Source organism: Lientehia hominis (assembly GCF_021044755.1).
Lineage (GTDB): Bacteria > Bacillota > Clostridia > Lachnospirales > Lachnospiraceae > Lientehia > Lientehia hominis.
On sequence record NZ_JAJNOR010000005.1, the window covers coordinates 136,439 to 159,326 of the forward strand.

Below are 22,888 nucleotides of genomic sequence, written 5' to 3' on the forward strand. Positions count from 1 at the left end.
ACAGCAATTCTGCAAGAATAAGGAGGATATCCATGAAAAACATTCTATGCTTCGGAGATTCCAATACCTGGGGGTATGTGCCCCTTTTAAGACGGCGGTATACGGAAAAAGAGCGCTGGCCCATGCGTATGGCGGAGGCTCTGGGAAACGGCTATCATGTCATTGAAGAGGGACTGAACGGCCGCACGACCGCTTTTACCGATTATCTGGAGCCCTACCGCAATGCTCTGGACTATGCGGCTCCCTGCATGATCAGCCATGCTCCCCTGGACTTTGTCATCATCATGCTCGGCTCCAACGATACTAAGATCCGATATCATGTATCGGCCCAGGAAATCACCGACGGTATGGAGAATCTGATCAAAAAGATGCGATTTTACTATCCGGCAGACAAATATCCGCTTCTGCCGCAGATATTATTAGCCGCTCCCGGCCCTCTCTTCCCCGCAGAGACCGAAACCTCCTTTGACGCCTCCTCCACAGATAAAATCCTTTTGCTTCCGAAAACCTATGAAGCGCTGTCAAAGAAGCTGGACTGCCTTTTCTTCAGCGCACAAGCGATACTGACCGAAAAAGACCTGGGAGGAGACGGGGTTCATCTCACAAAAGAAGGCCATGGCAAACTTGCCACAGCCTTCACAGACATTATCCTGAAATATTTCCGGGACCGTTAAACCTTCATTCTGTTTTTACGCCATACTTCCTGTACAGTTCCCATACCTCTTCAATGGAACGGAGGCCGCTGATGGAATCGCCGGCCGAAAGGTTGGCTGCGGCAGACGCCGCACCGATGCGCAGGGCCTCCTGCATGGGCAGCTCTTTATAAATGGAATACAGAATCCCGGCGCAGAAAGCGTCTCCCGCTCCCACCGCTCCCACTATATACCCTTTCGGCAGGCGGAGAGAAGGTTCCTCACAATAATTCCCGGCGGCATCCAGAGCACAACCTATCTCCGGCGCATGTACGACGGCACATTTTCTGACTCCGAGCGCCATCAGCTTTCTGCAGATCTCCGGCAGCGCCTCATGTTTCAGGCCCCCTTCCTCGTCTCTTGCCTCGATTCCGGCTATCATCCCGCCTTCTGTCTCATTTACGATCAGATAATCCGTATATGGAAGGGACGGAATCACCAGGCGCTGCATCAGCCCTTCATCTTTGGTACTCGCCACATCCATGGCCGTTTCAATGCCGCGCGCCTTTATGTCATGGAAGAACCGCGCCATGACCGTCCCATACTCCTCGTCGGGGAGGTCCATGCTGTCCAGAAGCGCGCCGTATCCTGTCAGCAAAAGATTACAGTCCAGCTTATCCAGATCCACATGCTTCGGAGAAAACAGACGGCAGGCTCCTCTGTCATGAAAAAAAGTTCTTTCCCCCGTATTTTCTATAGTCATCACATCGGAAAAAGAAGTGACCGCCTCATCCGTAGTCAAAATCCCTTCCGCATCAATTCCGTACTCTGTCAGTCTCTGTTTTATAAAAGCCCCGTTGTCATCCCCGCCCACCAGACTGATGCTCTTAATGGGTATGGATGGATCCAGCGCTTTGATCCCACATGCCGTGTTCGCCGCACATCCTCCGATTCCCCTGGAAACCGAGCTTATGTCCGCCAGCATCCCCTTCTTGGGATAATAATCGATCATCTTGATATTGTCTACCACCAAAGTACCTGCAATTGCGATTCCAGCCATATCGGTTCTTCTCCTCCTATCCTATCGCTTGATTTTTCCTCCGTGGTCCGGCAGAAAAATCCTCTCTTTGAATATTATAATCCAAATTCTCTCCACATGAAATACTTTGGACAAAACTTTCAAATCAATCATTATTAATCATATTTTATGTTATAATATGATCGCATTCAATCATCATTTTTGTAAACTAAGGAGGCGGTCTCATGGAATCCCATACCAGAAGCCAGGAAATCTTAAAATTATTAAAGGAAAAAACGTATTGCTCTGTGGAAGAGCTTTCCCATACCCTCTACGCCAGTGAAGCCACCATACGCCGCGACTTAAAAAAACTCCAGACAGCCGGACTCATCCATCGTACAAGAGGAGGCGCCTATCCGCTTCAGGACAGCCAGCTGGAATGGCCGGTTCATTATAAAATCCGTGACAATTCGGATAAAAAAGAAAGGATCGCTGATTTAGCCTTAAAGCTGGTTTCCCCCGGCCAGACCCTTTTTCTGGACTCCAGCAGCACCAGTATCGCCTTAGCCAGGCGTCTTACAGAAATCCGCGGTCTCACGGTCCTGACTAACGGACTGATAACAGCCTGTCTGCTGGCTCCATCCCCTGGAATCACCGTTTACGCCACCTGCGGGAAAGTACAGCCGCAGTTATTGTCTCTGTCCGGTCCCGACGCGGCGGCTTTCATCTCCAGGCACCATGTGGATCTGGCTTTTGTTTCCTGCCGCGGCCTGTCATCTTCCTCCGGTATTACCGACTATGATGAAGAAAACGCCCTGATCAAGCAAGCCTGCAGAAACCATGCGGACAAGACTGTACTCCTGGCTGACGACAGCAAATTCGGCAGGCATTTTTTCCATCGAACCTTTGAATTTTCCGAGATTTCTTCCATTATTACAAACAGCCCGCCGCCTCCGGATATTTCCGGAATCTGCAGCAGGCTGAATGTGAATGTGGTTTTTTGATGAAATCAGATATTTTCGTCTTTGAGGACATCGACGATATTGGCTTTTTTAATCTTCCGGGAAGAATACCACATGGTAAGTCCCACTACTGCCATTACGCACACCACCGCGACCGCCACCTGGCCCCAAATGATGTAGAATCCCGTGGCTATGGCACTGGCTATGCTCATATAGATGCCATACATCAGGATCAGTCCTATCGGCAGTCCGTAAAGCAGCGCCTTAAGGCCATAAAATACACTTTCATAGGCGACCATCCGGCCAAACCGCGCCGGATCCATGCCGACTGATTTGAGCATCGCGTATTCTCTTCTCCTGAGAGCCATGCTGGTAGATATGGTATTGAATATACTGGTGACACAGATAAGAGCGGTCAGGATGATAAATCCATATACAAATACATTGACCAAAAGAAGCATGTCATTGATTGTCTTCCGTTCCTCCACAAGGCTGTAGACAAATATATTCTTGCCTTCGTCCGCCATATTCTTAAGCTCTGCCCTCAGCGCATCGTGATTATCCGTTCTCAGGTATACCTGAGATGAATTTGTCCAGTCTGCTCCATACAGTTCTTTTCCAACTCTTACGGCATTTTCCACAGTTGTATACATACACATACTATTGAAATCAGTATCATAATATCCCCCTAACGGCAGTTGGTCTGTGATCCCGGCCACAGTGAATCCCAAACGTCCCAGAGATTCCTTATAATTTCCCGCTCCGTCGCCTCCTTCTGTTTTGAAAAAGGAACCGGTGACGGAATCCCCTGTCTTTAAGCTCCAGCTTTCTTTCCAGGACGATCTCCCATTTGTCACATCGTTTCTTTTGTTTATCAGAATCACGCCGTTCTGCGCGGTGTCAAAGAGCCGCTCTTCATCCGCTCCTGTCCGGGCGGCGAATTCCCTCAGGCTGGCATCATCCATTCCTATAAGGCGGATGCCTGCCACGTAAGGCCCCACATCTTCTCCGGCAATTTCCAGGCTTCCGCCCTCCTCCAGCTTCTCTCTTATATCTTCTTTGATAACATTGCCGTCGTCCAGATAATAGCTGAAGGAAATGCTGACTGCCGATGCGAACTCCGTGATATTTCCCATACTGCGTATCTGGTCTATCATCTCGTCATTGCCGTTCTCCTGATCTTTCTCCTCATCTGGGTAAAGAGTCACGGAAATATCCGGCGTTTTCGATGAGTCCACCCCCAGCTGCATCCGGTAGGCTCCCTTCAGATATGCCGTAAAGGATGCCACGCTCAGATACAGGGCAATGCTGAATACCAGAGAAAGGACCGTAGCACGGTAACGCTTTTTATTTCTCTTCAGATTCTTGAGGGCAAGCTCTCCCTCAAACCCAAATAGTGCTCTGGTAAGTTTCGAGGTCTTCACCTGTTTCGCACTCAGCTTTACATCTTTATTCTGGCGGATGGCTTCCACAGGAGTGATCCTGGACGCACGCCGGGCCGGAATCCAGGCAGATAAAAGAATCGTCGCCGCCGCCAGGATCACCGCGCCCAGAATCCCCGGCCAGGAGATGATCACCTGCATGGTCACTCCTTCCATGCCGTACATCCCGTTCACTAGCCCCTGAATGCACTGTGTCGTCACAAAGACGCCGGCAAAGCCCAGAAGAAGTCCAAGGGGAATCCCTATGGCTCCCAAAATAGCCGCCTCGGTAAAAACTGAATTCCGTTTCTGTTTTTTGGTCGCCCCCACACTGGCCAGCATGCCAAGATACCTGCTTCTTTCCGAGATGGATATCGAAAAGGAACTGTAAATGACTGCGACAGAACCGGCGGCCACAATCAGCATCATGACCCATTTCACTCTGGTCAGCATGCTCACGATCGTATTATTGCCGGAAAGTAAGTAATAGGAAAGGAGGGACGTATTGTACCCACATTCCACGTCCAAAGACGCCGCTAGCCCGTCAGCCCAGCTGTAAAGGCTTTTATTCAGACTTTTCACTTTTACGGACACTTCCAGCTTTTCTGTCCCATCAAGTGCTGAAGTATCCAGATAAGTGATGGCTGTATAAGACGCCTGATTATAGCTTTCAAAGTGGGGACGCTCGATGATCCCAACCACCTTATAAGATGCGTGGTGCGTATCCTCCAGTGATTCATCCGGCTCCAGTCCATAGTAGGCCGGCGCTTCCCGGTCTCCGTCCTGGTCATGGATGACCCTGGTCCCCATCTCCAGCTGTATAGTGTCCCCTACCTTCCATTCAACACCGCCATTGCTCTTAAGGTGTTCCGGCAGCACGATCTCATCCGCCGATTCAGGGTACCTTCCTTCCATAAGCGTAGTCGGAAACTCTTCCATCGCCCCAGGATCAAATCCCTGTACCAAAAGATACGGTTTGTATTCGTTCTCACCGTCCGGCAGAACAGCCGTTCCCACTGTAGTGACAATGGAAGCCTTATCTACATGCCCATCCTCTTCTATGGCGGAAAGCTTCTCCTTATCCACGTCATAGAACTGTACATGCCATTCTCCGTCCTGTACGATCTCGCTCTGCCGCATCATATCCAGAAAGGATTCCGCAAACGCTGAAATGGCGGTAATCAGCGCCACCGACAGCATAATGCCCAGAATCGTCACCGCCGTCCTTTTCCGGTTCTGCCGCAGATGCTTTACAGTCACTCTGCTTACGATGTTCATGCCCTTACCCCCTGACGCCAGCTGGCCTCTCTGGCCTGGCTCTGCCTGCCGGTCTGCCACTGATCTCCGGAGATTCGTCCGTCCTCAATGGATATCACCCGGTCCGCCTGAAGCGCTATCCGCTCGTCATGAGTGATGATGATAAGTGTCTGGTGATACTGACGGTTAGACTCCTTCAAAAGCTCCACGATCTCAGCGCTGTTCTTGGAATCCAGGTTCCCGGTGGGTTCATCCGCCAGCACCAGAGCCGGATGGTTGATGAGGGCCCTTCCTATGGATACTCTCTGCTGCTGTCCGCCGGACAGCTGGTTTGGCAGATGGTTCATCCTGTCCTTAAGTCCCAGCACCCGGGTCAGTTCGTTCAGATACTTCTCATCCGGCTTCTGTCCGTCCAAAAGGAGCGGAAGAGTCAGATTCTCTCTGACATTCAGGACCGGCAGCAGATTGTAGAACTGATAGATCAGTCCTATCTGCCTTCTCCTGAAAATAGCCATTTTCGTCTCATTCAGATCATATATGGGAGTGCCGTCAATGATGACCTGGCCGGAGGACGGCCGGTCTACTCCTCCCAGGATATGAAGAAGCGTGGACTTTCCGGAGCCGGACGGCCCGATGATGGCCACAAATTCACCTTTGTCCACCGAAAATGACACGTCTCTCAGAGCGTCCACCCTGGTATCTCCCAAACCGTATGTCTTGCATAAATTCTCAACCCGTAATACTTCCATAATGTCTCCTCCATTTATCCACACTCTGTTTTTCTTTCTTTTGCTTTCTGTTTATTATCATACCCCTTTTACATGACAATCCGGTGACAATTTCCGTGACAGTTTTGTCACATTTAATATAACTTTTAAATCTCGTACTGAAACATAAAAACGGCCTGTCCGGAAGAATATCCGGTCAGGCCGTTTTTTCAATTTCAAATCACTCTTTTGTGGACTGTCTCTTATTTTAAGGTCAGCACATACATAACAATAAAGATTGCAGACAGAATGTAGATCAGTACCGGAACCTCTTTCGCTTTTCCTCGGAACAGCTTGATAACTGTGTAGGAAATGAATCCAAATCCAATACCGTCAGAAATGCTGTATGCAAAAGGCATCATGGCGATTGTCAAGAAACAGGGAAGAGCCGTCTCAAAATCAGACCAGTCAATCTTCACCGCTCCCATCATCATATATACTCCTACGATTATCAGAGCAGGAGCCGTCGCCGCGCCCGGCACAATACCAGCGATGGGCGCCAGAAGAATACAGACCAAGAAAAGTACGCCGGTCACCACAGAAGCAAGACCGGTCCTGCCGCCTTCCTGGATACCTGTGGAAGACTCCACATAAGTCGTAACGGTAGAAGTACCGACACATGCGCCGAAAATCGTCGCAACAGCATCTGCAATCAGGGCTTTGTCGCCTCCGGGCAGGTTGCCGTCTTTATCCAGCATGCCCGCATTTCCCGCAGTACCCAAAAGGGTTCCTACTGTATCAAAGCAGTCTACAATCGCGAAACTGATTACCGCTGTAATGAGCGGAAGGATACCCATTGCCATCAAGCCTCCGAAATCGAACTGGAACATAGTCAGGCTGAGATTTCCGATATGGCTCATGGTGACCGTCTCCGGCATTGTGGTGACACCCATGGGGATACCAATGATAGTCGTGATAATGATGCCAATGAAGATTGCAGCTTTTACTTTATGAGCGATCAGGACCGCTGTGATCAGAAGGCCGATGATAGCCAGCAGGGCAGAACCCTTTGTGATCACGCCCATATCCGTATAGCTGCCGCCCTCCGGGCCAAAGCATTTTACGATACCGGCATTCAGAAGGCCGACGAAAGTGATAAACAGGCCGATGCCGACAGAGATTGCATTTTTCAGGCAAGGCGGGATAGAAGCGATGATCTTTCCTCTCAGGGGAGATATCGCAATGATCAGGAACAGAATACCAGAAATCAGTACGATCGTCAGGCCCTGCTGCCAGGTATAGCCCATACCCATGCAGATGGTATAAGTAAAGAATGCGTTAAGCCCCATGCCGGGAGCCTGGGCGAAAGGCACATTTGCTACGAACGCCGTCAATAAAGTCCCTACCGCGGCCGAAAGACACGTTGCCACCATAACGGCTGTAAAATCCATACCTGTCGCAGACAAGTAATTGGGATTCACAAAAATAATATACGCCATGGCAAAAAAAGTGGTGATACCGGCAATAACCTCTGTTCTCACATTGGTATTATGCTTCTTCAGTTTGAAAAGCTTTTCCATTTTTCATCCTCCGTTTCTTAGACATAACACGCCGGAACAAAGAACGCTTTTTCCCTGTCCCGGCTGCACTGTATTTCAAACTGAAACTATAGTACCATAAATTTTTTATAAACTCAATGAGAAATTTTTATAAAAATGAATTTTTTCTTAAGTTTCTGAATATAATTATGACCCTGTGCCTTTATCTATCACAGTCCCATCCAATGCATTGATGGAAATCATTACATACTGCTCCCTATTTATGGAACGCCCGTCTCTGTCTCCGTCGAAGACCTCCAAATTACCATAAAAGTCCCATACAGGCACCAGATATCCCTCTGCCTCTTCATCCTCACTCCTGACCCGCCCATATCCCAGCATGATTTCATCAACTGTGATAACGGCAGTTTCCCCTTCTCCAGGGGCCATATAGCTTTTGACCTGCGGAATCATTCTGGTATAAATGGAAATAATCTCATCAAATGGGAGAAGCTCCGCCGCCGCATCATGCTCTGCTCCGCGTTCTTCCTCCTCATAAGGGTCGCTGTATTCCAGAAAGTAAATTCCCTCATCATCAATCTTCATTACGAGCAGCTCATAAGGCCATGGATCCATTCCCCTGTCATCTGAAATGCTCTGGCTTCCCCTCTGCCAGCTATAATTGACCGACCATCCTCCTATCTTTCTCGTATAATAAAATACATATCCACTCTTATCTTCAGCTTCATGGCCATAAGTACAGGAAAAAGCCTCCGAAAGACCCAGACCATCCAAATATTCATCCGCCTTTTTTTCCGCCGTCTCCTTTGTTATGGTGCAGGTATCCCTTCCTGCATCAGACTGCTGGGACAAACGCACAAAGCTCTCTGTCATTTCAAAGACCATGACGCCTCGCTTTAGATCAGCCAATCCATAGACGCTTAGATTCCCTTCTGAATCTTCCGTGAAAACCAGAGGGATTTCCTTTTTTATTGATTTCGATGCTGCTTCTTCGCGCTGCCGCTTCAGTTCTTCTATCTCATCTTCCAGCTGTATCCGTTCTTCATCAGGACAGCCCTCCGGCGATTCCAGCATGGTCTCTCTTTTCCACAGCTTGGAGTCAATTTCAGCCAAATCCGTCCCTTCTGGATTTTCCATCCTATAAAGCGGATTCCCTTCCAAAAGTGCTCCGGCGACCTTCTTCAGATCCTCTCCGTCAAAGCATCCTTTTTCCACTGGAACCATGTAGAAGCCATTATCTGATGGGATATGGATTTCCGCATCCGTGATGATTTCCAAATTTGCTTCTGTCCCATAAACCACTTCCGAATACCGTTCCGGAACCCTCAGGGCCGCTGCTTTTTCTATCCCCTCATACTGTCCCGTCTTCTTTCGCTCTTCTTCTGGACTCAGTTCTGGCGTTTCTTCCGTCTCATCCCATTTCTGATCTTTTTTCTGTACCATTCCCTTCGCTGCGCGCACCCCGCATCCTATGCCGGCCGAAATACTCAGAAGCAGGCAGGCCAGTAAAAGCAACAATCCTTTCCTTTTCATCTTACCACTCCTTTCCTGCCTCTACCTTACCGCATTTCCGCTGCAAATTCTTCATCGCTTCGTAAACGATATGTAAAACATACTTTATATGGATTCATATTTCCGGTTCTTTTGGAAAAAGCAGCGTAATCGTAGTTCCTTCTCCTTCCTCGCTCTCAATATCCATTTTTATACCGTGCAGTTTAGCTATCTGTTCGCAGATCGCCAGACCAAGCCCAAGACCCTGTTTATTTCCTCTCGCTTTATCTGTCATATAAAACGGGACTTTTATCTTTTTCATCTCCCCAGACGGAATTCCTTTTCCAAAATCCTGAACAGATACATTGTTCCCGTCTGTGAGCCGAATTCGAATCTCCTGACCCTTTAGAGACGCCTTTGCGGCATTATCAGTCAAATTGACAAATAAACTCAACAGTAAATCCTCGTCCCCTTGAACTGCGGCACTTTCTGCCGGCTCTTCTATTTCTAAAATAAACTTTTTGTCCGGCCATCGTTTTTCTTCCATCAAAACGGCATTCTGAAGAATCTCTTTCAAAACGCAGCTCCGCATGCTTATGGCACTGTTTTGGTAAAGTCCTGATAACTCCATCATTTTAGATGACAGGCGCTGCAGATAACATGCCTGTTCATGGATATTATGCAGTGCCTTCTGTTTCTCTTCTTCTTTCAGTCTCATCTGAAGAAGCGTTTCCGAGTATCCAATTATGGAAGTCATCGGCGTACGGATTTCATGGGTAAGGCTTCCCAGCAGCTGTTTCTGTTGTTCACTGGCATGTTCCAGCTCTGACACGTGCATTTCCACTTGTTTTGCCATATTGTTAAATGCTGCGGCTACATGACCCGTTTCATCCTTACGTTTCACATCCAGTATCCAGTCGTAACTGCCTTCACTTACGGCAACCGCCGCTCTTTCCAATTCCTCCAGCGGCTTCAGCACCATTTTTGCTGCCGCCGCCGTGAACACAGAAGCCAGCCCAACCATCAGAAACCAAATACCGGAAAACTGCCAAAGAAATGTTTCCGTATCATTATAGATGACCGTTAAACTGCGAACTGAAAAAAGATAGCAGTTTTCTCCTGCCCACGCTTCTCTGGAGCCAAGCACCATCAAGTGTTCCCCCTCCAGCTCTTCCATGGAATACTCTGTATCCTCATATTTATTCTCTTTCTTCCAAGCAGGATCATAAGTGATCATGTATTCTGAAGAGTCGCAGATGGTTCCTTCTTCGTCTATAAAAATATAATCTTCAAACAGATTCTGGCGGAATATATATTTCAGAATCACATATGATATCTGTTTCGAGTCTCCCGGACGGCTTTCTGCCATATATAATCTTTGAAAAGTATACCTTGCCGCGTCATAATTGGACATTTCTGTCTCTACGGCTCTCGATATCTGCCGATCCCGAAACTTCACTCCCAGAATTCCGCCACAAATCACGCCACTCAAAGTCAAAATAACAAAGGTCGCCGCCATGATCCTTTGATATAATTTCATGTTCCGTCCTCCAGCCTGTATCCGATTTTAGGAATCGTCTGTATTAGTTCCGGTATTCCAAGTTTTTTCCGAAGTTGGCCAATATGGACGTCCACCGTTCTGGTCTCTCCTATATATACATCTCCCCAGACTTCTTTTAAAAGACGCTCCCTGGTAAACGTAACATTTTTATTTCGGACCAGAAGTACCAAAAGATCATATTCCAGAGGTTTAAGATGAATCTCCTCTTTTCCCCGCATCACTGTCCGGATGTCCAGATATATCTTTATATCCGCAGCAGACAAGTATTTCTGCAGCCGTCCAGTCCGCTCCAGGACCTTTTCTATCCGCACCAAAAGCTCCAGGACTTCAAAAGGTTTTACGATATAATCTTCCGCCCCCTCCTTAAGCCCCTTTATTTTTGATGCCACATCATCCTTTGCCGTCAGGAATATCACGGGGATTCCCCGCTGCCGCAGATACGGCAGAAGTTCAAATCCATTCTTTCCCGGCAGCATGATGTCCACGATTGCCAGATCAAACATCCTGTCCTCTGTCAGCAGTCTGCTCACCTGATTTCCATCAGCGATTTTTTTCACCCTGTATCCGGTCACGACCAGATTCATCTCAATCAAGTCCGCAATCGCTTCATTATCTTCTATAATTAAAATTTTGTTTTCCATATTCTCACCCCTTCCTCTATATTTTACCATAGACCTTCTTCCATACGGCACCGCCTTTGTAAACAAGTTGTAAATATGATATACTGTCAATATAGTAAAATTTTGTATTTTCAGGAGGCACAGACATCATGAAACATACCACTGCGCCGATCTGCGGGATATCCGAAGTTTATCCCGCATGTAAATCCGGCCATTCCCTCAGCCAGAAAATATATCTGGAACTGACACCTCCCTCCGATTCGGACACGATGGGAGATGCCGATCGCCTGCTAAACGCCCTTGACGCTCTTTCGTTTAAAGATCGCTCCCTTTTCTCAGAACAGACCCATTCCTTCTTTTACCTTCCCTATACAGTCCTTGTTCGGGATTATCCTTCCTTTCGGCTGAAGGACTGGAAGATCACTGTGACCATGGTGTATACGGGCAGGAATTGGGAGATCACTTCCATTGAAGCAGGTGATACTACGGATTGCCATTATGGTCTCGCCGCAGATCTCGGCAGCACTACGGTTGCAATGACACTTATGAATCTGAATACGGGAGAGATTCTGGCAGAGGAAAGCTGTTTTAACCGTCAGATTTCATTTGGAGAAGATATCTTAAGCCGCATTTTTTATACCAAATCAAGTCCTGAACATCGAAAAGAGCTTCAGCGGGCAGCTGCGGACAGTCTTTCCTTTCTGATGGAAGAGCTGGAAAAGAAAAGCGGTATTTCCGTATCCGAATGCCCTGTCATGGTCATCGGCGGAAATACCACTATGATTCATTTTCTTCTGGATATCGATGCTTTTCCTGTCTTTTTGTCACCTTTCGCTCCGGTCTTCAATCAAACCGGCTTTCTTCCGGGCCGGGAGATCACTCTTCCTTTTTCCGGGCTGGTATACTGTCTTCCATCCTCTGCCAATTATCTGGGCGGCGATATCGTCAGCGGACTTCTTGCTTCAAGGATGACAGAAGATTTTCATATTTCCCTGTATATCGACATCGGCACCAACGGAGAGATGGTCATCGGCAGCTCCGAATTTCTTGTGGCGGGCGCAGGCGCCGCCGGTCCGGCCCTGGAAGGCGGAATAAGCCGTTTCGGGATGCGCGCCGATACCGGTGCCATAGATTCCGTTACTATTGCGGACGGTGCTCTCACAGTGACTGTGATCGGAAACGGACCCGCCAAAGGTATATGCGGATCCGGTATCGTAGACCTGCTGGCCCAGCTCCTCTTAAACGGATGGATGGACCTCCAGGGAAAGCTTCTCATGGGAAGCTCCGAGAGAATCGTCTTAAAAGGCGGGGAAACGGCCGTGGTATACGCCTGGGGAAAAGAATCCGAAGCGGGTGAGGACCTGTACTTTTCTCAAAAGGACATTGACAGTTTTCTGGACACAAAGGCCGCGGCCAGCACAATGATTTCCTGCCTGCTGGAAGAGACCGGCATATCCGCAGAGGATATAGAGCGTGTCTATACGGCCGGTTCCTTCGGCAGATACCTGAACCTGGAGTCCGCGATCACCATCGGACTTTACCCGGATCTGCCAAGGGAGCGTTTCTCCTGTATCGGAAATGGATCCTTAAAAGGCGCCTGCAGTCTTCTCACAGACAGACGCCTTATGAATCAAATCTCTCAAATACTGCCGAACATTCATTATATCCAGTTCGGCATGGCAGAAGACTTTGTGACGAAAATGCGGGCCGCCAGATTCTTTCCTCACACGGATCTGGACCGCTGTCCCACCGTGAAGCGGGAGCTGCAGAAACGTCATATCCTGCCCCCAGAATAGACCTTTACTTTCCAGGCACATCCTCCTGGAATTTCTCCACTTTTTTCCACGTCGGCCTGTCTGTCCCGTTATGGGTGGAATTCGCGATCGTATCATGGAGCGTATCTGCATCCTTTGACAGAATATTGGCCGACCCTCCTGCGCTTCCGTTCCATTTAGTCGCCCCGTACCACTCCTGAGTGACCGGATCAAACACATACGGAACCGACCAGTTGCTGGCTGTACCGGAGTCCTTCGTCGCATACAGCCATGTCCTCTGTTCCATCGGCAGGGAAGAATCCGCCGACTCGCTGTAAAACGGCTGAATATAATAAGTTTCTCCATCCACGGTCAGCGTCGGCCACTGGCCCCCATATTCCTTCAGAAAAGCTTCTCTCAGAGCTGAATTCTTTTTTTGAGAAGATTGCTCTGCAAACTTCTGAAAATCTCCCCAAAGCCCCAGACTCGCGGCATTGGGATTGGCTGGAGTGCTTCCTCCGTCCCCGGAAATGCTGTCTTTATGCTTGTCACAGACAATCTGCAGAGTATCTGTATTCTCCAGAGGGTCTCCCGTGCACATCACGGTATAAGTCCCTCCCTCCGGACACTTGATCTCTGAATCATCCGCCATCTGCTGCAGATCCCGGACGGTATGCGCCTCATCCATGGCAAGCGCGTCCACCAGGTCATATATCAATGCTCTCCTGTTCGACTGACACGGCACTTTTTTTGCATTGGTGATATGCCTCATTATCCACGGCACAACGGCCGCGGCCAGGACAAGTATGATCACAATTACTACGATCAGCTCCACTAAAGTGAAGCCCTTCTTGGTATTCCTTTTCCTTTGTACGGCAACCAACCCCTTTCTGATCACGTTTCCTCTCTCCTATTATATCTGTTCTTCCGCAAAAGTAAAGCAAAGTCTTCCCTCTGAAAAAACAAACGGGACACTGCTTTTTTAAGCAGTGTCCCGCTGAATACTTTCTCCGCGGCCTGGAATCCGGCCCACGCTTTTTATCTTTCAGTCCGTCAGTATCATACGGTCATTGGCAAATTCTCCGCCGCTGGCGTCTTCAAACTTCTTCATCAGATCTTCTACGGTGAGCTTCTTCTTTTCTTCTCCCCGCACGTCATAAATGATATGTCCCTCATGCATCATGACAAGACGGTTTCCCAGACGGATGGCATCCTTCATGTTATGAGTCACCATCAGAGCCGTCAGTTTTTCTTCCGCAATAATCTCTTCCGTCAGATTGAGCACCTTTTTGGCCGTTCTCGGATCTAGAGCCGCCGTATGCTCATCCAAAAGCAGCAGCCTTGGCTTCTGCAGCGTCGCCATCAAAAGAGTCAGAGCCTGTCTCTGCCCTCCGGACAGAAGACCCACCTTCGATGTCATGCGGTCCTCTAGACCGAGACCGAGACGCTTAAGCTCTCCATAAAACACCTCTTTTTCCTCTTTTGTGACTCCCCACTTAAGTCCTCGTCTCCTGCCCCTTCTGTGGGCCAGAGCCAGGTTCTCCACAATCTGCATATTTGCCGCGGTCCCCATCATCGGATCCTGGAATACGCGGCCCAAAAGAGCCGCCCGCTTATATTCCGGCTGTCTGGAGATATTGAGGCCGTCCAGGAAAATAGTTCCGCAGTCTATGGGATAAACACCCGCGATCATATTAAGCGTCGTGGACTTTCCTGCTCCGTTTCCTCCAATTATCGTCACAAAATCCTCCGGCTCCAGATGCAGGTTGATATCACGGAGCGCCTGCTTTTCATTTACCGTACCAGGATTGAAGGTCTTGCTCACATGGCTGATTCTTAACATGCTCATTCCCCTCCTTTCCCGGTCTGGCCGCCCGTCATCGGGTCATAGCTCGACGCCTGTCTCCGTTTTCCCAGCAAAACAGGAACCGTCAGAGCCGCCGCGACCAGTATGGCCGTAAGGAGTTTCAGATCATCAGTGTTAAGGCCCATCTGCAGGACTACCGCCACAATAATCCGGTATATCACAGAGCCCACCACCACAGATACCAGCTTGACGCCAAAACTGCTCTTCTTTCCAAAGATGACTTCGCCGATGATGATAGATGCCAGTCCAATGACGATGGCACCGGTCCCCTGCTTTACATCCGCATATCCCTGACTTTGTGTCACCAAGGCTCCGGATAAAGCGACCAGACCGTTACTGATGGCCAGTCCCAATACCTTATGGGTGTTGGTATTCATGCCAAGAGAGCGGACCATATTTTCATTATTTCCGGTCGCCCGGATGGCAGAACCGATCTCCGTCCCGAAAAACCAGTACAGAAAGGAAATAAGAACTGCCGTAAAGATCAATCCTACTATCAGCGATACCCAGTTCTGGGAAAGTCCGGTCAGCCCGGTCAGTCCCTTGAATATGGTCGGGACCTTCAAAAGAGGCGTATTGGAACGCCCCATAATCCTGAGGTTGATGGAATACAGTCCTATCTGTGTCAAAATTCCTGCCAGGATAGCGGGAATCTCGCATTTCGTATGTAACACTCCGGTAATAAAGCCGGCCGCCATACCCGTTATAATAGACACCAGCACCGCCAGATACGGATTAACGCCGGCCGTGATAAGCGCGGCGCAGGTACATCCACCCAGAGCAAAGCTGCCATCCACAGTCAGATCGGCCACATCCAGTATCCGGTATGTCAGGTAAACGCCCAGCGCCATGATGCCCCAGAGGATCCCCTGGCTTATGGCGCCCTGAATCGCAAATAAAACCCCCATGATCGCCCTTCTCCTTCATCTATCGCCGTTTATTCCGCAAGGTCCTTCGCTTTATCCTTTACGGCATCCAAACTTACGTCAAGCTCTGCCGCCACATCTGAATTCACAGCCAGCGTGCAGTCTTTTGCACTGATATACTGAATCGGCATAGCGCTTACGTCTTTTCCGTTTTTCAGAATGTCCACGGCCATCTCACCGGCCATTTTTCCAAGTGTGGTATAATCAAGGCCATATGTGGCAAGACCGCCATTGGCCACCATCCCTTCCTCTCCTACGATGCAGGGCAGGCCGTTCGCATTGGTTACCATCGCAACCGTAGCCATGCCTTCCGCCAGCAGGTTATCGGTGGGAATGTAAACTGCGTCTATTTTTCCGATCATGGACTCTGCAACAGACTGAATCATACTGGAATCGGATACGGTGAACTCCTCAAATCCCAGGCCCTTCGCCTCGCATACAGATTTTGCCAGATCTGCCTGTACGATGGAATTGTCTTCAGAGGAACAATACATGATACCAATCTTCTTCGCATCGGGAAGCAGCTCCTGAAGCAGGGAGATCTGCTCTTCTACGGGGTTCATGTCAGAAGACCCGGAGACATTGGTCCCAGGATTCTCATTGCTCTCCACCAGGCCGGCAACCTTGAAATCTGTAATTGCCGTTGCCAGAATCGGAATATCCGTCGTCTTTCCGGCTATCGCCTGCGCCGCGGGCGTCGCAATGGCAAGAACCAGGTCACAATTGTTATTCACCAGCTTATTGGCAATCGTCTCACAGTTGGAGGGATCTCCCTGTGCATTGTTGAAATCCAGCTCCAGATTTTTCCCTTCTTCATATCCTGCTTCCTTCAGCGCCTCCTTAAAACCCTCATAACTCGCGTCAAGGGCAGGATGCTCAGCCAGCTGGATAACGCCGATCTTCACGGTTCCACTCTCTGTCTCCGCGTCCTCTCCGGCCGCAGCCTTCGTCGTCTCACCGGCTTTTGTAGTTTCTTCCGCTGTCGTTTCTTTTGCCTTTGTGGTTTCCTTTGCGTCCTTATTTCCGCAGGAAGCCAACAGACCTACGGCGAGCAGCGCCGCCATCATAAGTGCCAATGCTTTCCTTTTCATCTCAAAATCCTCTCTTTTCTATATGATATAGCTTTATCATCATACTACAAAAGATGAGGAAGGTCAATACGTTAAAGCGTTACGGTTTAAAGCGACGCCACACTACCCCCACGAGTAAAAGCAGGGTTCCCGCGGCCGCCAGATAGAATTTAGGGACATAGCTGCCTCCCATCATGGAGAACAGATAAAAGTCCTTCAGATATTTATCTCCGCTGAAATTTATGACGTAATAAACAATAGGAATCATATATCCGACTGCAATATTATCGGTGAGACTGTAAAAGAACATGCCCAGCCCTCCCAGGAACAAGGCTCCCGCCAGAGTGCCCAGATAATAGTACCATACCGGAAATTCGCAGCCGTTGTATTTTAGAAATAGTACGCATGCTCCTGTGAACAGCGCCAGAAACACCAGCGCCTCCAAAAGGCGGATCACATGGAGACATGTAATGGATACCTTTTTGGAGCGCAGAAGATCCCGGATATTCCTGTCCTGGTCCGGCAGGAAAGCCGGAACCAGGAATATGATCCCCATGAGCGCCGCATACATCTCCAGGGTCTGCGCCGTCTCATTTGGCTCCAGATACTGCACTCCCATCAGAAACGGCATCAGGCAGAGCAGGAGAATCCCCGCCAGAAGATGGTATTTCAGATGATATTTCAAATGAATCTTACCGGCTTCTACGTAATTTTCCACGGCGTATGCTTCCTCCTTTCCGCTTCCATGTATATACTCCGATGCAGAGCAGCACCAGCACAGCCGTCAGAACTCCATAGAAAATCCGATTGACGATCAGGTCCGGCAGCTGACTGAAAAACAGTTCCGTATTTCCAAAATCATTGAACCGCGGTATAAATTTGAGGCCAAAATTTCCGTTTAGTCCTCCGAAGGACTGAAATACACTGAAGAACCAGAAAATCCCTTGGATCAGCACAGCCCATACGCTCTCTGTAAGCTCGCTGATCAAGAAGCCCGCCGCCAGTGTAAACGCTACGGTAGGAAACAGCCAGCCGCCCACATACTTCACAAAAGCGAGGTGGTCCACAGCGATCCCCGCCCCGACGGCAGCCGCACCACACTGGATATGAACGGCCGCGGCCATTGCGATCACCGGCAGCATCGTCATGAATAGGGCAGCGAGGTACCTGGACAGTATCACACATCCGGACGATGCCTGTTTGGAGTAAATCACCTGTGAAGCTTTGGAGCGTTTATCTTTTAGTGTCCTGGCGACTGCAAGGAACACCGGCAGAATCGACAGCATCAACCCCATATAATCGCAGAACAGACGGGCGTATGCGCCGGTATACCGGTCCTTTTCTACAATTGCCCTGTACTCCTCTAAAGCCCCCTCGTAGGTCTGGCTCACTATAGTCCCGTTTTTTAATACTTCCGGAGCATAAGTAGAATGTCCTCCCAGTATTCCGTCAATCTCCTCCATAAGCTCCAGGAAACGTTCATAGGTCAGTCCCTCTGCCGGACTGACGGACGGTCTCACAATTACTCCCTCCATTGTGTTCGATTCTGCCTCGTTGATATAGTCGTCGATGATGACTCCCAGCTCTTCTCTGGAAACTCCTATGAGCTCCCCCATGATTTCCTCCATCCGCGCCATCTTTTTTTCACCCAGTACCACCTTTTTATAAAAACCGAGGGGATACGTGGTATACCGGTTTTGGACGTAGTCCAGGGAAAGGTTTTGCAGCGTCCTGTTCATGATTGTCTGTTCATCTTTGGAATAAGTCCTTCCATACTCTTCCTGTCCCGGCTGCGGCTTGGCAAGATTCCAGCTTTCCTCCCCCAGCTGACTCATGAAAAATAAGATCAGGCAGGCCAGGAACGCATAATATACGATACTTTTGCCTATCTGTCTGCACTCTTTCCAAAACAGTGAAATAAACATCAAAGTTCCCCCCTCTCCACGTGCATCAAATACAGATATGCATCCTCGACGCCTGCCCTGCAGAGCTTCGCCGGAAAAACAGGGGGAACATCGGAAATAAACCGGACTGACACCGAGCCCCCCACTGCCAGCATCGAAGTCACCGGATACATAGATTGTACCTTTGGAAGCTCGAGCTTTGAGATTTCCGCGCTGTAGACCCGTCCTTCTGTCATACTCAGCAGCTGCCCCACTGTGCCGTTGAAGATCAGCTCTCCTTCATCCAGGATTCCTATATGTTCACAGGTAGCTTCCACATCCCCCACAATGTGAGTGGATAAAATGACGATTCTGTCCTGGGCAGTTTCACAAAGAAGATTTCGGAACCGTACCCGTTCCTCCGGGTCAAGCCCCGCCGTAGGTTCATCCACGATGAGCACCTTCGGATCGTGGAGGATCGCCTGGGCGATTCCAAGCCGCCTCCGCATGCCGCCGGACATGGCTTTTACCTTCGTCTTGACCTGGGCATCCAGATTCACTTTCTCCAAAAGGGGCAGAATCCGTTCCTTCCTCTCCTGTTTTGACAGGCCCGACAGAGCTCCCAGATAATCCATCGCCTCGTAGGCACTCATGCTCCCATACATGGAAAAATCCTGCGGCAGATATCCGACCATGGAACGCACTTCTTTCGCATGCTCCACCGGAACGCCGCAGACCTCCACTGATCCTTCGCTTTTCTTTAACAATGTGGACAGTACCTTCATAAGGGTCGTCTTTCCCGCCCCATTCTTCCCCAGCAGTCCGAACATCCCGGAGGATATCGTAAGGTTAATATCCCGGAGCGCCTGCTTCTTTCCGTAATACTGATTTAAATGCTCAATCGAAATTTCCATCTTTTTCTATCTCCTTTACTATAATAGACTCCTGATCAAATTCCCCATCCCCGTAAAATAAAATGATCCCGACGAACAGGTGTATTTTCCTCCGTCAGGATCATTGTAAACATAAATTCTCTACTCTTTCCCTATATCCGGCATCTATTTCCTTTTTATTTTTCCGTCACCTGATTTCCTCTTCTTCCGGACACACTTGGAAGGACGCAGAGATGATCGCTCCGCCATTCACACTGTTATGGATGGCCAAAGAGCCTCCATGTTTCTCGCACAGGACATAGCAGATATACAGCCCGATGCCGAAATGCTCCTGCGACTCCTCCTCTTTATCCTTATAATATGGCTTGACCGCCATTTTAAGTCCCTCCTCGCTGAATCCGGGGCCGTCGTCCTTAACATAGATCTCCAGAAATCCTCCGACCTCTTCCATGACCACCTGCACCCACTCTTTTGCATAGCGCAGGCTGTTGGACAGGATATTTTCTGTCACTTCGCAGACGATTGCTTCGTCAAGATACAGCTCCTTTGTCTGAGGCATTCTGCTGTCCATCCAGATACGCACACCGCCGGAACCGTCCAAAGCGGCTGTCATCTCCTTCATTTCCATGGTAATATCCGCACTCGTCACCGGCTTCTTTTCCACCATCCGCTCTTCCAGGGTGCTTACACTTTTCATGGTATCGCCGAACCGCTTAAGCCTGATCACCTGTTTGTCCATCATGGAAAGCGTTTCTAAAAGCTTTTCTTCGCTTATGTTTCCCTGAGGATAATATTTCGAAAGCAGATCGATATACCCGTGCAGCACCGTAAGAGGCGTCCGCAGATCATGGGCAAAGGCATGATTCAGCCGTTTCTGCTCTTCCATCATGTTCCACATCTTCTGATGATTCTCCAGGAGGTTCTTCCGCATTTTTTCGAAGCTTCCGCACAGCTTTCCCATTTCATCCTCAGAATGGTATTCGCATTGAAAATTCAGGTCGCTGCAGCCAATCCTCGCCGCGCTGTCGGTCAGAATCTGAAGCGGTGTCTTCAGCTTATCCCGGTAATACAGCACTGATACCAGCACCACCCCCGCTATGATACATAAAACCGGACTCCATGACTCCACAAAATCCATAATCTGTATTACGACCCGGTCCCCCTGGGCCATGCTCCCCCACATGACATAATAATAGGGACTCAGATTAGAGACTGCATATTCCGAGGCATATTTTCCCCAGATGACATTGTCCACACTCTGACAAATAAACTGAAGGATCATAATCGTCAGAAAGGTCCCGGTGGCTCCTAGTACGATATAAGCAGCCAGGGCTTTTTTCAAAGAGGCGTCCATCAGCTTCTTTTTCCATTTATTTTTCTTTCGTTTCAGCCAGCCCACTGATAGCCCACCCCCCATACTGTCGCGATATAGGTCTTGTCAGAATATTTCTTGAATTTCATCCGGATGCGGCGGATATGTTCAGTCACGATATTTTCATCGCCCTCGCTGTCATACCCCCACAGCTTCTCATAGATCCGCTCCTTGGAAAACACCTGTCCCCGGTTCATGGAGAGCAGCTCTACGATATCAAATTCCGTCCTGGTCAGGCCCAGGTTCCTTTCTCCAAAATAGACGCACCGGCTGGAATAGTGGATCACCAGGTCATCTGAGAACCTAAGCTGGTCTTTTTTCCCCGCCCGTGCCTCCCGGCGCAGATGGGCCGCCACCCTGGCTCCCAGTTCATCCAGGGAAAACGGCTTTACAATATAATCGTCTCCACCGATCATCAGACCGTTGACCCGGTCCTGCTCCTCCACCCTGGCAGTCAAAAATAAAATGGGACAGCTGACATGTTCCCGGACGCGGCGGCACACCTCCAGGCCGTCCATCCCCGGCATATTGATATCCAGAAGGATCAGATCTGGCTGGCGGGAAACCTTTTCGAGAACTTCTCTTCCGTTCTTTGCCATTTCTGTCTGGTACCCCTGCATTTCAAAAAAATCCTTCAGCAGTGCCCGTATATCATGTTCATCATCCGCGATCAATATTTTATAGGCCATTTTTGCATCCTCTTTTCTCCATTCTGCTCTGTTATAGTCTACCACCAATTTCCCTACAAAAACACTACGGAATCATTTTTTCGGTTGACATGACTGCGATCCTATGATATAAATGGAGGGTAGGTTTTTTCTACGATACAGGGGTGTAGTTCAGTCGGTAGAACGTTGGTCTCCAAAACCAAATGTCGAGGGTTCGAGTCCTTCCGCCCCTGCTTCAGACACAAAATAAGCTGGAAATACATATCCCACGGGGCATTAGCGCAGCTGGGAGCGCGCCACACTGGCAGTGTGGAGGTCAGGGGTTCGAATCCCCTATGCTCCACGAAAAACACCATCTTAATCCGGACAGAGGATAAGATGGTGTTTTTTTGTCCGGACTGGATAACAAAAGGACGCTTCTAAGAAGCGTCCTTTTTTATGGAGACAACAGGACTCGAACCTGCGACCCTCTACACGTCAAGCAGATGCTCTCCCAGCTGAGCTATGTCTCCGTCCGAAGCTTAGTATAACCGAAAACGGGCCGGAGTGCAAGCGGAAAGAATCATTTCTTTTCAAAAAATTCCGGCTTTTTATTATCCGGTAAATTTTTCTATGGTCTGGTAAGGTCTAAGTTTTTCTATTATATGGTATTTTTTTCCAAAATCTTCTATGTTTGACTTTACAAACACTTGTACGAAGGAGGAAATCCCCTATGGTGAGCAATGATATTCATGCAATGCTCTATTCTGTCGGAGTATCTCAGTGTTATCGAGGATATGATTATTTCATCACAGCCATATCGATGATCATGGAAGATTCCCGTAAACTGCACAATATCCAGAGAGAAGTCTACCGCCCAATTGCCCAGCAGAACAACACCAGTGTTCAGAATGTGGAAAAGGACATCCGTACCATACGCAATGTTATCATGCGAAACGGCGGGGCCGATATGCTGGAAGAGATGACAGGATGCCGCTTCCGACATGAAAATATGCCTTATCCAAAAGAGATCATTGAAATCTTCGCTAAATACTGCAAACGGATATCTGAAAAACCCTGATTCGGCATCCTGCCTGCTGTCCAGCATAAGAAATCTAAAGGAATCAAAGGATATTTTCTCCAAAAACAATTCATTGTTTTCTCTCTGCACATTCCTTTTTCATTTCATAGAAACCGCGGCCGCGGCTGATGTACGGTCATACTCTTATTCCCTTTAATCATCTGATA

At 48.9% G+C, this 22,888-nt stretch carries 20 protein-coding genes and 3 tRNA genes; 6 read left to right on the forward strand and 17 right to left on the reverse strand.

The genetic code is table 11. The features are described 5' to 3' along the window. The first annotated feature begins 32 nt into the window (after positions 1 to 32). Positions 33 to 674, forward strand: a complete 642-nt coding sequence (locus tag LQE92_RS09530) for a GDSL-type esterase/lipase family protein (protein WP_231062750.1) — start codon at positions 33 to 35, stop codon at positions 672 to 674. 4 nt (positions 675 to 678) lie between these two features. On the opposite strand, the gene LQE92_RS09535 is transcribed toward LQE92_RS09530, so the two are convergent. After that, positions 679 to 1,692 (reverse strand): carbohydrate kinase family protein, encoded by a 1,014-nt coding sequence (locus LQE92_RS09535; RefSeq protein WP_231062751.1) that lies wholly within the window; start codon positions 1,690 to 1,692, stop codon positions 679 to 681. 203 nt (positions 1,693 to 1,895) lie between these two features. Here LQE92_RS09535 and LQE92_RS09540 point away from each other — a divergent pair, with 203 nt between their 5' ends. After that, positions 1,896 to 2,654 carry a DeoR/GlpR family DNA-binding transcription regulator gene (locus LQE92_RS09540; RefSeq protein ID WP_231062752.1) on the forward strand — a complete coding sequence of 253 codons (759 nt, stop codon included), beginning with the start codon at positions 1,896 to 1,898 and terminating at the stop codon, positions 2,652 to 2,654. Positions 2,655 to 2,659: 5 nt separating this feature from the next. On the opposite strand, the gene LQE92_RS09545 is transcribed toward LQE92_RS09540, so the two are convergent. The 6 genes from LQE92_RS09545 to LQE92_RS09570 form a co-directional block, all read right to left on the reverse strand. After that, positions 2,660 to 5,311, reverse strand: coding sequence for an ABC transporter permease (locus LQE92_RS09545; RefSeq protein ID WP_231062753.1), 2,652 nt, complete (start codon positions 5,309 to 5,311; stop codon positions 2,660 to 2,662). Further along, a complete protein-coding gene (locus LQE92_RS09550; protein ID WP_231062754.1) occupies positions 5,308 to 6,039 on the reverse strand; it encodes an ABC transporter ATP-binding protein in 732 nt (243 codons plus the stop codon). The genes LQE92_RS09545 and LQE92_RS09550 overlap by 4 nt, the downstream gene beginning before the upstream one ends. 221 nt (positions 6,040 to 6,260) lie before the next feature. Continuing rightward, entirely contained in the window at positions 6,261 to 7,577 is a 1,317-nt protein-coding gene (locus tag LQE92_RS09555; RefSeq protein ID WP_231062755.1) for an NCS2 family permease, read from the reverse strand. Positions 7,578 to 7,742: 165 nt separating this feature from the next. Further along, positions 7,743 to 9,089 (reverse strand): DUF6034 family protein, encoded by a 1,347-nt coding sequence (locus tag LQE92_RS09560; RefSeq protein WP_231062756.1) that lies wholly within the window; start codon positions 9,087 to 9,089, stop codon positions 7,743 to 7,745. A 94-nt stretch (positions 9,090 to 9,183) separates the two neighbouring features. Beyond that, positions 9,184 to 10,587: a sensor histidine kinase gene (locus LQE92_RS09565; protein ID WP_231062757.1), complete on the reverse strand. Its 1,404-nt coding sequence runs from the start codon at positions 10,585 to 10,587 to the stop codon at positions 9,184 to 9,186. Then, on the reverse strand, positions 10,584 to 11,249 hold the full coding sequence (locus tag LQE92_RS09570; protein WP_231062758.1) for a response regulator transcription factor: 666 nt from the start codon (positions 11,247 to 11,249) through the stop codon (positions 10,584 to 10,586). The genes LQE92_RS09565 and LQE92_RS09570 overlap by 4 nt, the downstream gene beginning before the upstream one ends. Before the next feature lie 128 nt (positions 11,250 to 11,377). Between LQE92_RS09570 and LQE92_RS09575 the strand changes: the two genes are divergently transcribed. Continuing rightward, a complete protein-coding gene (locus LQE92_RS09575) occupies positions 11,378 to 13,024 on the forward strand; it encodes an ASKHA domain-containing protein (protein ID WP_231062759.1) in 1,647 nt (548 codons plus the stop codon). 4 nt (positions 13,025 to 13,028) lie between these two features. Here LQE92_RS09575 and LQE92_RS09580 read toward each other — a convergent pair whose 3' ends face one another. The 9 genes from LQE92_RS09580 to LQE92_RS09620 all read right to left on the reverse strand — a co-directional run bounded on the left by LQE92_RS09580 (position 13,029) and on the right by LQE92_RS09620 (position 21,682). Next, positions 13,029 to 13,880 carry a prepilin-type N-terminal cleavage/methylation domain-containing protein gene (locus LQE92_RS09580; RefSeq protein WP_231062760.1) on the reverse strand — a complete coding sequence of 284 codons (852 nt, stop codon included), beginning with the start codon at positions 13,878 to 13,880 and terminating at the stop codon, positions 13,029 to 13,031. 147 nt (positions 13,881 to 14,027) lie between these two features. After that, positions 14,028 to 14,825, reverse strand: coding sequence for an ABC transporter ATP-binding protein (locus tag LQE92_RS09585; RefSeq protein WP_231062761.1), 798 nt, complete (start codon positions 14,823 to 14,825; stop codon positions 14,028 to 14,030). A 2-nt stretch (positions 14,826 to 14,827) separates the two neighbouring features. Then, the gene (locus tag LQE92_RS09590) at positions 14,828 to 15,757 is read right to left on the reverse strand and encodes an ABC transporter permease (RefSeq protein WP_231062762.1); all 930 of its coding nucleotides are present in this window, start codon (positions 15,755 to 15,757) and stop codon (positions 14,828 to 14,830) included. Positions 15,758 to 15,786: 29 nt separating this feature from the next. Beyond that, on the reverse strand, positions 15,787 to 16,866 hold the full coding sequence (locus LQE92_RS09595; RefSeq protein ID WP_231062763.1) for an ABC transporter substrate-binding protein: 1,080 nt from the start codon (positions 16,864 to 16,866) through the stop codon (positions 15,787 to 15,789). A 79-nt stretch (positions 16,867 to 16,945) separates the two neighbouring features. After that, positions 16,946 to 17,563 carry a hypothetical protein gene (locus LQE92_RS09600; RefSeq protein ID WP_231062764.1) on the reverse strand — a complete coding sequence of 206 codons (618 nt, stop codon included), beginning with the start codon at positions 17,561 to 17,563 and terminating at the stop codon, positions 16,946 to 16,948. Next, positions 17,538 to 18,770, reverse strand: a complete 1,233-nt coding sequence (locus LQE92_RS09605; protein ID WP_231062765.1) for an ABC transporter permease — start codon at positions 18,768 to 18,770, stop codon at positions 17,538 to 17,540. Before LQE92_RS09605 ends, LQE92_RS09600 begins: the two co-directional genes overlap by 26 nt. Further along, positions 18,770 to 19,642 (reverse strand): ABC transporter ATP-binding protein, encoded by an 873-nt coding sequence (locus tag LQE92_RS09610; protein ID WP_231062766.1) that lies wholly within the window; start codon positions 19,640 to 19,642, stop codon positions 18,770 to 18,772. Before LQE92_RS09610 ends, LQE92_RS09605 begins: the two co-directional genes overlap by 1 nt. 166 nt (positions 19,643 to 19,808) lie before the next feature. Next, a complete protein-coding gene (locus LQE92_RS09615) occupies positions 19,809 to 21,020 on the reverse strand; it encodes a HAMP domain-containing sensor histidine kinase (RefSeq protein ID WP_231062767.1) in 1,212 nt (403 codons plus the stop codon). After that, positions 21,008 to 21,682, reverse strand: a complete 675-nt coding sequence (locus tag LQE92_RS09620; protein WP_231062768.1) for a response regulator transcription factor — start codon at positions 21,680 to 21,682, stop codon at positions 21,008 to 21,010. The genes LQE92_RS09615 and LQE92_RS09620 overlap by 13 nt, the downstream gene beginning before the upstream one ends. A gap of 139 nt (positions 21,683 to 21,821) precedes the next feature. On the opposite strand from LQE92_RS09620, the gene LQE92_RS09625 reads away from it, so the two are divergent. Both LQE92_RS09625 and LQE92_RS09630 read left to right on the forward strand, forming a co-directional pair. Continuing rightward, positions 21,822 to 21,894, forward strand: a tRNA-Trp gene (locus LQE92_RS09625). Between the two features lie 37 nt (positions 21,895 to 21,931). Then, positions 21,932 to 22,004 (forward strand) — tRNA-Ala (locus LQE92_RS09630). A gap of 96 nt (positions 22,005 to 22,100) precedes the next feature. Here LQE92_RS09630 and LQE92_RS09635 read toward each other — a convergent pair. Beyond that, positions 22,101 to 22,173: transfer RNA gene (locus tag LQE92_RS09635), tRNA-Val, on the reverse strand. Positions 22,174 to 22,373: 200 nt separating this feature from the next. On the opposite strand from LQE92_RS09635, the gene LQE92_RS09640 reads away from it, so the two are divergent. Further along, positions 22,374 to 22,721 (forward strand): sporulation initiation factor Spo0A C-terminal domain-containing protein, encoded by a 348-nt coding sequence (locus LQE92_RS09640; protein ID WP_231062769.1) that lies wholly within the window; start codon positions 22,374 to 22,376, stop codon positions 22,719 to 22,721. Positions 22,722 to 22,888 lie beyond the last annotated feature (167 nt).

What these genes read in the sequence shown, in the direction of transcription:
- LQE92_RS09530 (WP_231062750.1), top strand. Translation starts at nt 33, where the DNA reads ATGAAAAACATTCTATGCTTCGGAGATTCCAATACCTGGGGGTATGTG.
- LQE92_RS09535 (WP_231062751.1), bottom strand. Translation starts at nt 1,692, where the DNA reads ATGGCTGGAATCGCAATTGCAGGTACTTTGGTGGTAGACAATATCAAG.
- LQE92_RS09540 (WP_231062752.1), top strand. Translation starts at nt 1,896, where the DNA reads ATGGAATCCCATACCAGAAGCCAGGAAATCTTAAAATTATTAAAGGAA.
- LQE92_RS09545 (WP_231062753.1), bottom strand. Translation starts at nt 5,311, where the DNA reads ATGAACATCGTAAGCAGAGTGACTGTAAAGCATCTGCGGCAGAACCGG.
- LQE92_RS09550 (WP_231062754.1), bottom strand. Translation starts at nt 6,039, where the DNA reads ATGGAAGTATTACGGGTTGAGAATTTATGCAAGACATACGGTTTGGGA.
- LQE92_RS09555 (WP_231062755.1), bottom strand. Translation starts at nt 7,577, where the DNA reads ATGGAAAAGCTTTTCAAACTGAAGAAGCATAATACCAATGTGAGAACA.
- LQE92_RS09560 (WP_231062756.1), bottom strand. Translation starts at nt 9,089, where the DNA reads ATGAAAAGGAAAGGATTGTTGCTTTTACTGGCCTGCCTGCTTCTGAGT.
- LQE92_RS09565 (WP_231062757.1), bottom strand. Translation starts at nt 10,587, where the DNA reads ATGAAATTATATCAAAGGATCATGGCGGCGACCTTTGTTATTTTGACT.
- LQE92_RS09570 (WP_231062758.1), bottom strand. Translation starts at nt 11,249, where the DNA reads ATGGAAAACAAAATTTTAATTATAGAAGATAATGAAGCGATTGCGGAC.
- LQE92_RS09575 (WP_231062759.1), top strand. Translation starts at nt 11,378, where the DNA reads ATGAAACATACCACTGCGCCGATCTGCGGGATATCCGAAGTTTATCCC.
- LQE92_RS09585 (WP_231062761.1), bottom strand. Translation starts at nt 14,825, where the DNA reads ATGTTAAGAATCAGCCATGTGAGCAAGACCTTCAATCCTGGTACGGTA.
- LQE92_RS09590 (WP_231062762.1), bottom strand. Translation starts at nt 15,757, where the DNA reads ATGGGGGTTTTATTTGCGATTCAGGGCGCCATAAGCCAGGGGATCCTC.
- LQE92_RS09595 (WP_231062763.1), bottom strand. Translation starts at nt 16,866, where the DNA reads ATGAAAAGGAAAGCATTGGCACTTATGATGGCGGCGCTGCTCGCCGTA.
- LQE92_RS09605 (WP_231062765.1), bottom strand. Translation starts at nt 18,770, where the DNA reads ATGTTTATTTCACTGTTTTGGAAAGAGTGCAGACAGATAGGCAAAAGT.
- LQE92_RS09610 (WP_231062766.1), bottom strand. Translation starts at nt 19,642, where the DNA reads ATGGAAATTTCGATTGAGCATTTAAATCAGTATTACGGAAAGAAGCAG.
- LQE92_RS09620 (WP_231062768.1), bottom strand. Translation starts at nt 21,682, where the DNA reads ATGGCCTATAAAATATTGATCGCGGATGATGAACATGATATACGGGCA.
- LQE92_RS09640 (WP_231062769.1), top strand. Translation starts at nt 22,374, where the DNA reads ATGGTGAGCAATGATATTCATGCAATGCTCTATTCTGTCGGAGTATCT.